General features: G+C 69.3%; 9 protein-coding genes. 3 read left to right on the top strand and 6 right to left on the bottom strand.

Annotated elements, in window-relative coordinates; genetic code table 11:
• Nucleotides 1-58 precede the first annotated feature (58 nt).
• The 3 genes from HUA74_RS33415 to HUA74_RS33405 form a co-directional block, all read right to left on the bottom strand.
• Nucleotides 59-709: a carbonic anhydrase gene (locus HUA74_RS33415; RefSeq protein WP_141642538.1), complete on the bottom strand. Its 651-nt coding sequence runs from the start codon at nt 707-709 to the stop codon at nt 59-61.
• A 74-nt stretch (nt 710-783) separates the two neighbouring features.
• The gene (locus HUA74_RS33410; RefSeq protein ID WP_371817344.1) at nt 784-2,388 is read right to left on the bottom strand and encodes a hypothetical protein; all 1,605 of its coding nucleotides are present in this window, start codon (nt 2,386-2,388) and stop codon (nt 784-786) included.
• Nucleotides 2,385-2,903, bottom strand: coding sequence for an FAD-dependent monooxygenase (locus tag HUA74_RS33405; protein ID WP_174457778.1), 519 nt, complete (start codon nt 2,901-2,903; stop codon nt 2,385-2,387). The genes HUA74_RS33410 and HUA74_RS33405 overlap by 4 nt, the downstream gene beginning before the upstream one ends.
• 5 nt (nt 2,904-2,908) lie before the next feature.
• Here HUA74_RS33405 and HUA74_RS33400 point away from each other — a divergent pair, with 5 nt between their 5' ends.
• Nucleotides 2,909-3,163 (top strand): hypothetical protein, encoded by a 255-nt coding sequence (locus HUA74_RS33400; protein WP_174457777.1) that lies wholly within the window; start codon nt 2,909-2,911, stop codon nt 3,161-3,163.
• A gap of 207 nt (nt 3,164-3,370) precedes the next feature.
• Entirely contained in the window at nt 3,371-5,041 is a 1,671-nt protein-coding gene (locus HUA74_RS33395) for a condensation domain-containing protein (RefSeq protein WP_174457776.1), read from the top strand.
• A gap of 1 nt (nt 5,042) precedes the next feature.
• On the opposite strand, the gene HUA74_RS33390 is transcribed toward HUA74_RS33395, so the two are convergent.
• Nucleotides 5,043-7,544 carry an ATP-binding protein gene (locus HUA74_RS33390; RefSeq protein WP_174457775.1) on the bottom strand — a complete coding sequence of 834 codons (2,502 nt, stop codon included), beginning with the start codon at nt 7,542-7,544 and terminating at the stop codon, nt 5,043-5,045.
• Nucleotides 7,541-8,344 (bottom strand): alpha/beta fold hydrolase, encoded by an 804-nt coding sequence (locus HUA74_RS33385; protein ID WP_174457774.1) that lies wholly within the window; start codon nt 8,342-8,344, stop codon nt 7,541-7,543. The genes HUA74_RS33390 and HUA74_RS33385 overlap by 4 nt, the downstream gene beginning before the upstream one ends.
• 325 nt (nt 8,345-8,669) lie before the next feature.
• On the opposite strand from HUA74_RS33385, the gene HUA74_RS33380 reads away from it, so the two are divergent.
• Nucleotides 8,670-11,399, top strand: coding sequence for a N,N-dimethylformamidase beta subunit family domain-containing protein (locus HUA74_RS33380; protein ID WP_174457773.1), 2,730 nt, complete (start codon nt 8,670-8,672; stop codon nt 11,397-11,399).
• A gap of 15 nt (nt 11,400-11,414) precedes the next feature.
• Here HUA74_RS33380 and HUA74_RS33375 read toward each other — a convergent pair whose 3' ends face one another.
• A complete protein-coding gene (locus tag HUA74_RS33375) occupies nt 11,415-12,236 on the bottom strand; it encodes an alpha/beta fold hydrolase (protein ID WP_174457772.1) in 822 nt (273 codons plus the stop codon).
• Nucleotides 12,237-12,537 lie beyond the last annotated feature (301 nt).

Raw genomic sequence — 12,537 nt, 5'->3', positions numbered from 1 at the left:
GTAAAAACCGGAAGACTTCCAATCCATTGATAACAAGCAACGCTCTGTCTTGTCCCAGCTAGAAAATCGAGTCCTTGTCGGTGAGGTTGTAGACCTCCTGCACGTCGCGCAGCAGCTTGGGGAAGTCCAGCTCCAGGTCCCTCAACAGGCCGGTGCGCATGTCGAACACCCAGCCGTGCACGGTGGGGAAGCCCTTCTCCACGTAGCTGCGCTGCACGGCGGCCGTCTTGACGATGCTGATGCACTGCTCGGTGACGTTCAGTTCCACGAGCCGCGCGTAGCGGGCCTCGGGGTCCGTGAACGTGTTCAGCTCCGCCTTGTGGAGCCGGTAGACGTCGCGCACGTTGCGCAGCCACGGGTTGAGGATGCCCAAATCCTTGGGCTGCATGGCCGCCTTCACGCCCTGACAGCCGTAGTGGCCGCAGACGATGATGCGCTTCACCGACAGGTGGCGGACCGCGTAGTTGATGACCGACATCACGTTCAGGTCGACGTTGTTGACCAGGTTCGCGACGTTGCGGTGGACGAAGACGTCCCCGGGCTCCACGCCCATGATTTCGTTGGCGGGCACCCGGCTGTCGGAGCAGCCGATGTAGAGGTACTCCGGGTTGTGTTCCGCGGACAGACGCTCGAAGTACTGCGGGTCGTCCTTCGTCTTGTCGGCGGACCAGCGGCGGTTGTTCTCGAAAATCTTTTCGTAGGAGGGCACGGTCCCGGTGCATGCCGCCCCTGCGCCCCCGCGTCAACGGGGACGTGTCATTTCCGGTTCGCGGTGGACACGCCTCAGCGGGCGAGCTGGATGAGCCTGGGCGGCGAAGCCCTCAGCTGGCGCATGTCGACGAGGATGTCGTACGCGCGGGACTCGGGCAGGACGGGACCCGCGGCGAAGCGGTAGAGGCTCCGCGTGTCCTTCTCCTGGGGGAAGCGCTCCCGGACGGCGGTGGCGAGCAGCTCCTTGGCCACCCACTCGGTGTCGACGGACACGGAGCCGAACTCGTCCAGATAGCGCTGGGACGCGGCGGAGTCTCCCTGCCGCGCGGTGAGGACGAAGACGCGCGGCTTGCGCGCGGGGACGATGGCGGAGGCCCCCTGCCGCATCAGCGCCAGCTCCCGCTCCTGCGGCACCGCGAACAGTTCCACGGACTGCTGATGCGCGAGCAGGGCGCTCACCGCGACGAACCCGCCCAGCAACGCCACGGCCACGCGAGGTCCCCGCGTGGGAAACCGGTCCCCCAGCTTCACCATCGCGGCGAAGAAGAACACGCTCCACACCCCCGTGAGGGCATAGAGGGTGCGGTACGTGGGCCACCGCTCGCTGGCGAGCAGGCTCGCGCAGTACGCGACGCCCGACAGGCCCACGAGCGCCACCACCCACGTCCCCACGCCGACGCGTCCCGTGCGACGCCCCTCGACGACGAGCCCCAGCGCGAGCACCGTCAGCGTCACGCCCACCATGGGCCAGTACCCCCACGAGGGCGCGGCGTCCGTGTCGTTGAGCGCATTCAGCGCCAGGGCATTGGGCAGCACCTGGGTGACGAACCAGACCGCCTTGGCCACGAAGTGCCGCTCCAGCACCATGCGCGGCGACGGGGTGAACACCCCCAGCGCGAACGTCATCCGGGTGACGACATACGCCAGCCCCAGTCCCCCGCCCACGACGAGCACGTGGCTCGCGAGCCAGCGCGCGGACGCGCGCACGTCGTCGAAGCGCCGCGTCACCAGCGCCGCCGCGAGCAGCACCGCGTAGAACGGACCGCTCGCCTGATAGATGAGCGTCGACGCGGCCAGGGCCACTACCCCGCCCACGCACCAGGACACGCTCCGCGCTCCGCCCGTCGAGGTGCCCACGCCTCTTCGCGCCAGGGCGAACGCCCCCACGCTCAAGAGCAGCGCCACCGCCTGGGGCCAGCAGATGCTCCAACTGGCGACCACCTGCGCGGAGGGAATCACGATGAGGAAGGCGGCGAGCAGCGCGGCGGGAGACCTCCGCCACCCCTCGGCCCGGAACAGGAGGTAGAGCGCGAGCGACAGCAGGGCCAGCCCCAGCACGCCCAGGGCCCGCAGGCCGCCCAGCCCATCCACGTCGTCGACTTCACGCGTGGAGCGCTCCAGGAGCCAGCCGTACAGCGGACGGCCCATGGCGCCGCACACCCGCAGAATCTTCCCAGGCTCCTCGCGGGCCTCCCTCAGAATCGCGTAGTCGTCGCGCAGGCCATAGTCCAGGGAGATGGCGCTGCCATAGACGACCCAGGGAAGCAGGAAGAGCAGGGCGGCCGTACCCAGTGCTCGGAAGGCACCTGTCGTGATGCGTGTCTGCAGGGGGAACCTCTGAAGGCTCGCGAGCCTAGCAGAGTCGTATGACGCGTCTCGGTATGCGTGAAGTCTCACGCCAGAGTGAAACGTCCCACAACGACTTCACCGCCCGGCCGCCCAGGCCCATGCGGCGTGTCCCTCTGGACGAAGCAGCAGCCCTTCCAGGCCGTGGAGTGGGGTGGCGTCGTCGGAAATGTCGAGTTCCAGCACCTCCAGCCTCGGTGTCCAGCCTGGCGCGGGCCCCCACCGGGTGGGCGGGTGGGGGCCGCGCTTCGCGTGCAGGGCGGCCCCCGCCCGTCCAACCCGGCAGTGAGGGCAGGGCCCGGTGGGGCGAAGGCACGGGCGCGTCCGGGTAGGCGACATCGAGTCCTCCGAGGTGCTCGGCGAGCGGCGTCACCGGCGAGCAGCACGCGGCCTTGCCGGTACGCCTCCGCCAGCCGCGTCTCGTTGCCGAAGCGCGACAGCCACCGGGGCTCTCGCATCCCGAAGTCGGAGCCCGCCACGCGCGTGAGGCTCGCCCGCAGCTCGTCCAGGGGGGAGCGGCTGCTTGAGGGGCGTGTGCTCGCGCCGGGCGTCCGCGACGATGCCATCCCCCATGGGGACGATGACGGCGTCGCCGTGCGCGTGGGTGAGGGCGAGGCAGGAGGCGGGCCAGGCCACCTTCGCGTTGCTCGATGACGTGCTCGGGTTCACCATCGAGGAGCAGGCCTTCGGTGCTCAGCAGGGCGAGGGCCCTCCAGTGGCCGAGCGGATGCGGGCGCGCGCCACGCCGCGTTTTCCCCAGGTGGCCCGGGCGGTGGACGCGCTGGTGGACTTCCGACTTCGACGCGCGCTTCGCCAGGCACGGTGAGCCGCGCGGGGCCTTCCGCAAGGCATTCGACAGCGACCCTGGACCGTGGAGCACCTGGGCGCGCGTGTATCGGAACGGGAGGGATTGGCAGGTGACGCCCGGTGGCGGGCCGCGTCTGCTCGTGCACGCCTGAATGTCAGACTATTGGAAGCAGTCCTTGACGTCGCCCGGTCACGCACCCACCTCAACTGGAGTGGAAGTGCTTGCGTGAAGAACGAATCCCGGCTGCCTGCTCACAATGTGACCATCGAGGGCTGGGTGGTGGAGTGGCTCGCCCTCTACTGGCAGATGCCCGCGGCCTCCATCGACACGCGGCGTCCCCTGGTGGAGCAGGGGCTCGACTCCATGGGGGCCATCTCCCTGGCGCATGACCTGGAGCAGTGGTTGGGTTTGCCGCTCACCCTGTCCTTCCTCTGGGAGCAGCGCTCCATCGAAGCCCTGGCTCGTGCCCTGGCTTCGCCGGGAGACCTGTTCGCCCAGGCACCTCCGAGCGAGTCCACCGAGTCGACGTGGGCGTCCGGCGGTGCGACTCCCGCGTCCCTGGGCCAGCAGCAGCTCTGGCGACTCAACAAGCTCCAGTCGGGAAGTGCTCGCTTCCATGTCCACCTGGGGCTGCGATTCGACGGTCCGCTGGATGTCGACTCCCTCAGGCTCAGCCTCCAGGAAATCGTGCGACGGCATGAGTCGTTCCGGACGACGTTTCACGAACAGGACGGGCGGCTGACGCAGGTGGTGGCATCACCGTCGCGGCTGGAGATGCCTGTCGTGGACCTGCGCGCGGAACTGGACGGGGACCTGGGACGAGCGCTGGGCTCCGCGTCCTTCAGGACACTCCATGAGGCGCAGGGGCGCACGCCCTTCGACCTCCAGGCCGGACCGCTGATTCGCACGGCCCTGGTCGTGCTGGCGGACCAGACCCATGTGTTGTTGGTGACGCAGCATCAGCTCATCACGGATGGGTCCTCGCTCGGCGTGTTCGGTCGGGAACTGGCGTCCCTGTATCGCGTCTTCCATGCGGGCGTGCCGTCGCCGCTGGCCCCACCGTCGCGTCAGGTGGCGGACGTGGCGCGCTGGGAGCATGCGTGGCTCTCCGGAGAGGCAGCGCAGCGGCAGCGTGAGTACTGGCGCGCGCGGCTGGACGGGGTGCCCGCCCTGACGCTCGCGTCGAGGAACGCCGATGCCGAGGACCCGCGGCTGGGAGGACTGGTCTGTTTCGAGGTTCCCGTGGCCCTGACGTCGGCCTGGAAGGCGCTGGCGAGCAGGGAAGGCGCGACGTTGTTCACCGCCCTCTCGGCCGCCTTCGCCGTGCTGCTGCGCTCGCTTGCGGGCCAGGAGGATGTGCTGCTGGGCACCGTGGTGGCGAACCGGGGGCGGCGCGAGCTTCGCGACGTGGTGGGGTATCTCGCCAACACCGTGGCGCTCCGGTGTGACCTGACGGGCAACCCCTCGTTCCGGGAGTTGCTGGCGCGCCACCGCGTCCGCACCACGGAGGACCTGAGTCATCAGGAGCTGCCGTTCGACGAGGTGGTGCGGCACGTCCGCGACGCCGGGGGCGCGCCGCCGAGGGTGCGGGCCGCATGCGTGTTCGAGAGTCTGGCCACCTTCGAGCTGACCATTCCCGGCCTGTGCTGCACGCTGTTGTCGGACACGCCGGATGCGTCCGTCCCCGGCACGGCCCGCCATGAGCTGACGTTGCTGTTGCGCGAGGACGAGGGAGGCCTGCGGGGCGCCTTCGAGTACGCCGCTGACGTGTTCAAGCCCGTGGAAGTTGAACAGCTCGCGGAGCGCTTCCGCCACCTGCTGGGCCGCGTCGTGGAGACGCCCGATGCGCGGCTCGATGACCTGCTGCCTCCCGGGGTCGCCGCGCCGTTCGGGTGACTCAAGCGCTGGAGTCCGAAGGCGGTGTCCCCACGGGACAGGCCTCGGGCACGGCCTCCATCAAGGCCTGGCGGGCCTCCTCGAAGTCGCGCAGGGCGGAGTCCACTTGCGCGCTCAGGTGCTCCGGCGGCTCCTGCTGTGAGCGGGCCTCCAGCTCCTCGCAGGTCCGCGAGAGGCGCGCCGCGCCGAACAGGGCCGCGCTGGAGCGCAGGCTGTGCGCGTGCCGGGTCAGCGCGGCCGCGTCGTTCTCCTCCAGGGCGAGACGGAACGCTGACAGGTGCTTGTCGGCGTTGCGCAGGAAGTCGCGCACCAGCGTGGCAAGTTCGCTCCGGTCCGGGCCGGTGAGCAGCTCCAGTCGTTGGAAGGCGGCCGGGTCGAACGCGACGGCGGGGGGCGCGGGAGGCGGTGCGAAGCGAGGTGCCTCCGCCGCGTTCTCCAGCGCCGCCACCAGCACCGACGCCTCCACGGGCTTGGTCACGAAGTCGTTCATCCCCGCCTGGAGACACAGCTCCTGGTCTCCCTGGATGACACTCGCCGTCATCGCGATGATGCGAGGGTTTCCATAGCGCCGCGCGTCCGCGCGGATGCGCCGGGTGGCCTCCAGGCCATCCATCTGGGGCATGTGGACGTCCATGAAGACGACGTCATATGGCTCGCGCTCCAGCGCGCCGAGCGACTCCTCGCCATTGCCCGCGACGTCGGCCTCGTAGCCAAGCTTCTTGAACAGGCGCAGGCCGACCTTCTGGTTGATGGGGTTGTCCTCCACCAACAGGATGCGCAGCGGCAGGCGCTTGCCCAGGGTGCCGTCCAGCTCGACGGTGGGTCGCGTGGGGACCACCTGTCCTTCCTTGAGGACGACTTCGAGCGTGAAGGTGGAGCCCACGCCCACGGTGCTCTGGACGCGGATGGTGCCGCCCATCATCTCCGCCAGCCGCAGGCTGATGGCGAGCCCCAGGCCCGTGCCGCCGTAGTGGCGGCTCGTCGACGCATCCACCTGGCTGAACGAGCGGAAGAGCCGATTCATTCGCTCGGTGGGGATGCCGATGCCCGTGTCCTGGATGGTGATGCGCAACGGCCAGCTCTTCGCTTCGGCGTCGGGGGGCGCCTCTCCCTTCGAGACGTGGACGGAGACGCCGCCCTCGTGGGTGAACTTGAGCGCGTTGCCCACCAGGTTGACGATGACCTGCCGCAGTCGCGTCTTGTCGCCAAGCAATGCGTCGTGCACGTCCTCGTCCACCGAGTGCCGCAGGTAGAGCCCCCGGGTGGACGCCTGGGGGCTCAGCAGTCCCATGCACTCCTTGAGGCCCTGGCGCAGCGAGAAGGACTGACTGTCGAGTTCGAAGGCGCCGGCTTCAATCTTGGAGAAGTCGAGCAGGTCGTTGATGAGGCGCAGCAGCGCGTCGCCGCTGGTGTGGATGACGTCGACGCACTCCTGCTGCTCCTCGGTGAGCGACGTGTCGCGCAGGAGCTGGGCCATGCCGAGCACGCCATTCATGGGCGTGCGAATCTCGTGGCTCATGTTGGCCAGGAAGCTGGACTTGGCGGCATTGGCCGCGTCGGCCTCCGCGCGCGCCGCGTCCAGGGCCACGTTCTTCTCGCCCATCGCGGAGAGGGCGTCCTGGGCCTCGGTGACGTCGAGGAAGGCCCACAGCCGGCCGCGCGCGGAGCCTCGGCGCGCGGGGACGCAGGAGACGGACAGCGTCTGGTGCGGTGACTCGAAGTGCCAGAGCATGTTGCGCAGCTCCGGCTCGCTGCCGTCGAACATGCGCGCCATCCGCTCCTCGATTCGCGCTCGGTTCGTCGCGCGCTCACGCAGGGTGGCCATGGCGCGGGACATGAGGTGGGCGGCCACCTGTCCCTCCGGAAGGCCGAGCAGCGTGGCACCCGGCTTGTTCACCCACGTCTCCACGCGGTTCTGCTCCAGGAAGACGAGCCCGCAGGGCACCGCGTCGGTGATGGAGTCCACGCGCGCGCGCAGCGTCTCCGTCGCGCCTTCCAAATCGCACTCGCGCGCGGCGGTGAGCAGGAGCCCGGACAAGGCCCGGAGGGCTTGCTGCTCGGTGGACGTGAAGGGCGAGGTGTCCTGGCGAAGCAGGACGAGGCCCCCCTTGCGGTCATCGACGGACTGCCACGGCAGCACGGCCATGGCCCCGCGCAGGGGCGCCGGAAGCGCCAGGTCCGCGGGGCTCGGCTCGAAGAAGCGCCACTCCGCTGCGCCCAGCACCCCTCGGAAGAGCAGCTCTCCCAGGTGGGCCAGCCGGGGGCGCGTGGCGGGGGTGCCCGCCAGCTCGAAGACGGTGACAGCGTCGATGCGGCGCAGGCTGACGGCCACGTCCGCGCGACAGGCCTGGCGAATCACCTCCAGCACCCTCGCGAGCTGACCGCCATCCCGGAGGGACAGGGCCTTCACCGAGGCCACCATCAGCTCCGTCACCGAGGGGTCCACGCTCGGTGGTCCCGGGGGCTCACCCGGGTCGGAGGCCTCCTTCCGCGACAGACTCACGAGGCGGCGAGTGCCTTGGCAATGAGCGTGTTGACCTCGTGGGGCGCGGTCAGGTGCGGCAGGTGTCCCTGATTGGGGACGTGGTGAAGCTGCCCCTGGGGCAGGCTCTTCGCCAGGTACTCGCCCACGCTGTTCGGGACGGCGAAGTCGTTGAGCGGCTGGACGACCCAGGCCGGAATGGTGAGTCGGGCGACCTGCTCGCGGAAGTCGGACTCGAAGATGATGCGAATCACGCCGATGGCGATGTCGGGCCGCAGCGCGACGAGGGACTCGGCGAAGGCCCGGACCATCTCGGGTGTCGCGGAGGGGCCCACGGCGGCCTGCGCGAAGCCGCTGGCCCACGCGTCGAAGTGTTTCTCGATGGTCTCGTACAGCGCGTCGATGTCCGGCCGCTCGAAGCCGCCCAGGTAGTTGGGCGCGTTCATGTAGCGCGGCGAGGCGCTGATGAAGAGCATGGAGCGGAAGAGCTCCGGACGGACCAGCCCCGCCAGCAGGCCAATCATCCCGCTCATGGAGTGGCCCACGTAGAAGACATTGCGCGCCTGGACGGCCTCCAGCACCTCAATCAAGTCCAGCGCGTAGCTCTCCAGGCTCGCGTAGCGATGCGGGCTGTAGGCCTCCAAATTCGAGCCCAGGGCGCCCACATGGTCGAACAGGACGATGCGGTGCGTATCCTCGAAGGCACGCACCTGGTTGTGCCACGCTTTCTGATTGTTGCCGAAGCCGTGGGCGAGCACGAGCACGTCGTCGCCTCTGCCGACGACCTGCACATTGTTTCGAGTGAGGACCGTCTTGGACATGGCTGGACCAGTCTAATCCAGGCACCACGTCAGCGCCGACCACGCCCGCATGCCCACGGGTCGACCAATCAACGAAGTGTCGCGTTGACCCACCCGGCCTCGTGGAAACCCCTGAGCCCACCTTGGGTCGGGAAACGTGGGTGTCATTGACGCCAGGGCAAGCGCACGCGACGCGAGGCCCGTGCCCGGTCGGCCATGTCAGACATTCGTCCCGTCAGCCCTGGCACAGAGTGAGGCGCCATTGTTGGCGGCCGCCCATTCGAGGGCAGGACGGATTGAGAGGGATTCGGTCGGCGATGACAACGGGCGCGGGAGGGGTGCGCGCATGGGGTTGGCAATCGTCTTGATGGTGGTGGGCATGATGTCGGTCACTCCGGAAGGCCCAGAGGCACGTCGTCCCGGCACGACGGAGTGGAGGCTGAGCCAGACCGCCACGGGCGCCCAGTTGGAGGGATACGCCGGAGCGACCAGCGTGCAGCGGGGCGAGTCCATTGACATCCACGTCCGCACGGACGGCGCGCGCCCCGTGAGCTGGGAACTCTTCCGCATGGGCTATTACGGGGGCACCGGCTCCCGGAAGATGGCGTCCGGCGGCCCCATCACCATCGGCTCCCAGCCCACGCCCGTGGCGGACCGGACGACGGGACTGGTCGAGTGCCGCTGGCCCACCAGCTTCACCGTCCCCACGCAGGCGAGCTGGCCCAGCGGCGTCTACCTGCTCAAGCTGCGGCGCGACGACGGGCCCCAGTCCTACGTCATCTTCGTCGTCCGCGCGGACGAGCGGAAGAACACGGGCGTCCTGCAGATTCCGTTCACCACCTTCCAGGCCTACAACGCCTGGGGCGGCGAGAGCCTCTACAGCGACTCACTGGGGCTGTCGGGAGGCCACGCCAAGGTCGTCTCGTTCGACCGGCCCTATGTGGATGGCAATGGCGCGGGTGAGTACTTCTACGCCACGCACAACTTCGTGTTGTGGGCCGAGTCGAAAGGCTACGAGCTGTCCTACGTCACCAATGTCGACGTGGACAGGGACCCCTCCCTGTTGCTGGGGCAGCGGCTGTTCCTTTCGGTGGGGCATGACGAGTACTGGTCCCGCCCGGCCCGGACGGCGGTGGACGCGGCGCTCGCGTCAGGTGTGAACCTGGCGTTCCTCGGCAGTGACACGAGCTGCTGGCTCATCCGCCTGGAGTCCTCGACCGCGGGCGCGTCGCGGCGCAAGCAGGTTTGCTACAAGGACGAGGCCCGCGCGGAGGACCCGCTCGCGGGCACGCCGCTCGTCACCGTCCGCTGGCGCAACGCGCTGCTCGGTGAACCGGAGAACGGGCTCGTGGGGGTGATGTCCGACGCGTGGGGAATCATTCCCCAGCCCTACGTCGTGCGCACGCCCGGAGCCTGGCCCTTCGCGGGTACGGGGCTCGCGCAGGGTGACTCCATCCCCGCCGTCGTCGGCTACGAAATCGACCGCGCGTGGACGAACGGTGCTTCTCCCCCGGGCTTCATCCCGCTGGCGCAGTCCCCGGCCATCAGCAACAAGGGCGAGCCCAACTGGCACACCTCCGGCCTCTACACCGCGCCCTCCGGCGCGTTCGTCTTCTCCAGTGGCGGCATCTCCTGGTCTCAAGGTCTGTCCCATCCCCACTTCGCCGACCTCCGCGTGCAGCGCATCACCGACAACGTGATGCGCAAGGCGGGTCTGGTGCCCACGCTCGACGGGGACACCTTCGGCGCGCAGAACCCCCGGCCCGTGGACCGCACGGGCCAGTCCGCCGGGGTCTCCACGTTCGCCGGGAGCGCGTTCCAGGAAGGCTTCGTGAATGGCCCGGCGTCACAGGCGCGCTTCCGCAGGCCCGTGGGTGTGGCCGTGGATGGAACGGGCACGGTGTTCGTGGCGGACACGGGCAACCACGCGGTGCGACGCATCGCCAATGACGAGGCTCGCACCGTCACCACCATCGCAGGCACGGGGACGTCGGGTGTGGGAGAGGGGCCGGGCGCGACGACGGCGCTGCGCTCGCCGGAGTCCATCGCCATCGCCCCGGATGGCACCCTCTACGTGGCGGACACGGGCAATCACCGCATCGTCCGAATCGCTCGGGATGGACGCTGGACGGTGAGCACCTTCGCGGGCTCGAAGGACGGACGACAGGGCAAGAGCGATGGCGTGGGCACCGCCGCGCGCTTCCAGACGCCTGGCAGCGTGACGTTCGCGGGCGCGGACCTGTACGTGACGGACACCTTCAACCATCGGCTCGCGCGCATCTCTCCGGAAGGGAAGGTCACCACGGTGATTGGCGCCCGGGGCTCGGGCAGCACCAACGGCCCCGCCGCGCAGGCCCGCTTCCATCGGCCGACGGCGGTGGCCTTCGGCGGGGGCGCGCTGTGGGTGGTGGACACGGGCAACCGGCTCATCCGGCGGGTGGCGATGGATGCCAGTTTCACCACCTCCACCGTGGCCGGAGCCGTCACAGGGGGCTTCGCGGATGGCGCGGGAGGCGCGGCGCTGTTCCTGCCCATGCTGGGCGCGGCGTATGTCGACGGGCGATTGCTGCTGACGGACACCGGCAACGAGCGCATCCGCGCGCTCGTCGGTGGACAGGTGCGCACCTATGCGGGGACGGGGGCGCATGGCGCGCGGGACGGCGCCGCCGAGCAGGCGACCTTCAGTCTGCCCACGGGCGTCGCGGGACTGCCGAACGGAGACGTGCTCGTCGTGGACCAGGGCGCGTCGACGATTCGCAAGCTGCTCGCGCCATCGAGCGGCGGAGGCCCGCGTCCGGTGCCACGCATCACCGGAGGTCCCTTCTCCGGTGCCTCCGCGCCGCTGGATGTGTTCCTCGATGCGACGACGAGCACGACGACGGACCCGGGGGGCTGGCTTCAGCGGTTCCGGTGGGACCTGGGCGATGGCACGACGTCCGACGCGGCCTACCTGGAGCACCGCTACACCCAGGTGGGCCGCTTCACCGTCACGCTCACCGCGACGGATGGCAGGGGCGTGAGTGCTTCCACCACCCAGGTCATTCGCGTGGGCGTGACCGGGGAGGGCACGCCCTGAGTCGTGGCGAAGACGTCAGGACTTCGCGAAGGCGAGCAGGTCCGAGTGGAACTGCTCCCGGTGCGTCACGGAGAGACCGTGCGGCGCGCCGGCGTAGACCTTCAGCGTGGAGTTCTTGATGAGCTTGGACGACAGGTGCGCCGACGCGCCGATGGGGACGATCTGGTCGTCGTCGCCATGGATGATGAGCGTGGGGACGTCGAACTTCTTGAGGTCCTCGGTGAGGTCCGTCTCGGAGAACGCCTTGATGCAGTCGTAGGCCGGCTTGAGGCCACACTGCATGCCCGCGAGCCAGAACGCGTCCCGCGCGCCCTGGGAGACCTTCGAGCCCGGGCGGTTGGCGCCGTAGAAGGGCGTGGTGAGGTCCTTGAAGAACTGCGAGCGGTCGGCGAGCACTCCGGCGCGGATGCCGTCGAAGGCCTCGATGGGCAGTCCGCCGGGGTTGGCGGCCGACTTCAGCATGAGCGGAGGCACCGCGCCCACGAGCACCGCCTTGGCCACGCGCTTCGTCCCATGCCGTCCGATGTAGCGGGCCACCTCGCCGCCTCCAGTGGAGAAGCCGACGAGGATGGCGTTCTTCACGTCCAGGGTGTCGAGCAGCGCCGCGAGGTCGTCGGCGTAGGTGTCCATGTCGTTGCCATCCCACGTCTGCGTGGAGCGGCCATGGCCACGGCGGTCATGCGCGATGCAGCGAAAGCCATTGGAGCCGAGGAAGTAGAGCTGCTCGTCCCAGCTGTCGGAGCTCAGCGGCCAGCCATGGCTGAAGACGATGGGCTGACCCTTGCCCCAGTCCTTGTAATAGATGCGCGCTCCGTCCTTCGTCGTGATGATGCTCATGGGCGTGACTCCGAGGGGATGACTGCGATGGAGTCACGCTAGCCGTCGACGCCAGGGCTCCCCACCCCCGGGCGGGGCGGAGCGCGGTCCCCCTGTCGGGGGATGGCGGCTTCACAGCGCGACAGTCGTCTCGAAGTCCCTGCGTCCGGTAAGCGTCCGGTGACGAACGCGGAGGCTGACTCGGTCCGACGTGGGCCGTGGGGCTGGCACTAGGGTCCTGGCCTGTGGACCCAGGGGATGCAGGCAAGACACGGAGGAACACGGGGGGGCTCCAGAAGGTGGGGTCCTGGTTCCGTGCGGG

It is taken from the genome of Myxococcus sp. CA051A, assembly GCF_013336705.1.
GTDB lineage: Bacteria > Myxococcota > Myxococcia > Myxococcales > Myxococcaceae > Myxococcus > Myxococcus llanfairpwllgwyngyllgogerychwyrndrobwllllantysiliogogogochensis.
The sequence above is the reverse complement of the archived record's forward strand: the minus strand, read 5'-3'. Positions and strand labels throughout refer to the sequence as shown.

What these genes read in the sequence shown, in the direction of transcription:
- HUA74_RS33405 (WP_174457778.1), bottom strand. Translation starts at nt 2,903, where the DNA reads ATGGCATCGTCGCGGACGCCCGGCGCGAGCACACGCCCCTCAAGCAGC.
- HUA74_RS33400 (WP_174457777.1), top strand. Translation starts at nt 2,909, where the DNA reads ATGGGGACGATGACGGCGTCGCCGTGCGCGTGGGTGAGGGCGAGGCAG.
- HUA74_RS33385 (WP_174457774.1), bottom strand. Translation starts at nt 8,344, where the DNA reads ATGTCCAAGACGGTCCTCACTCGAAACAATGTGCAGGTCGTCGGCAGA.
- HUA74_RS33380 (WP_174457773.1), top strand. Translation starts at nt 8,670, where the DNA reads ATGGGGTTGGCAATCGTCTTGATGGTGGTGGGCATGATGTCGGTCACT.
- HUA74_RS33375 (WP_174457772.1), bottom strand. Translation starts at nt 12,236, where the DNA reads ATGAGCATCATCACGACGAAGGACGGAGCGCGCATCTATTACAAGGAC.